The organism is Halioglobus sp. HI00S01 (assembly GCF_001635445.1).
Classification (GTDB): Bacteria; Pseudomonadota; Gammaproteobacteria; order Pseudomonadales; family Halieaceae; genus Halioglobus; species Halioglobus japonicus.
Map to the genome: position 1 here is coordinate 1 of NZ_LWEE01000312.1, position 331 is coordinate 331.

Sequence of the window (331 nt, forward strand, 5' to 3'; positions counted from 1 at the left end):
CCCTCAGTAATGGTTGAGGGATCATCACAGTCCACGCCGGCGTCATTGCACTGATACTGACTCCAGCGACAGCTGGGATTCTCCAGTGCCCGGGCGTAGTAGAATGCATTCGCCGCAGGGTCAAAGGCAGGGTCTTCCCAGACACTACACAACTGTGCATGTCCTTCGCCTGTGCGTTCACAGGTCTTCAAGTCAACACTGGCGCCGTTGTCCCCCCCGGCCACATCCTCTTGCGCCCCGCCACTGTGCGCCACTCAACAAAGCTACTCATCGGCACAATACCGCGCTGACGCTTGAAGGGCGTGCGAAATGCGCGGCTGGTCGAGAGACT

The 331-nt window shown here is 59.2% G+C and carries 1 protein-coding gene; it reads right to left on the reverse strand.

Annotated elements, in window-relative coordinates; all coding sequences use genetic code 11:
* On the reverse strand, positions 1 to 254 hold a 254-nt coding region (locus A3709_RS19690), incomplete at its 3' end, for a DUF3604 domain-containing protein (RefSeq protein ID WP_156507873.1).
* Positions 255 to 331 lie beyond the last annotated feature (77 nt).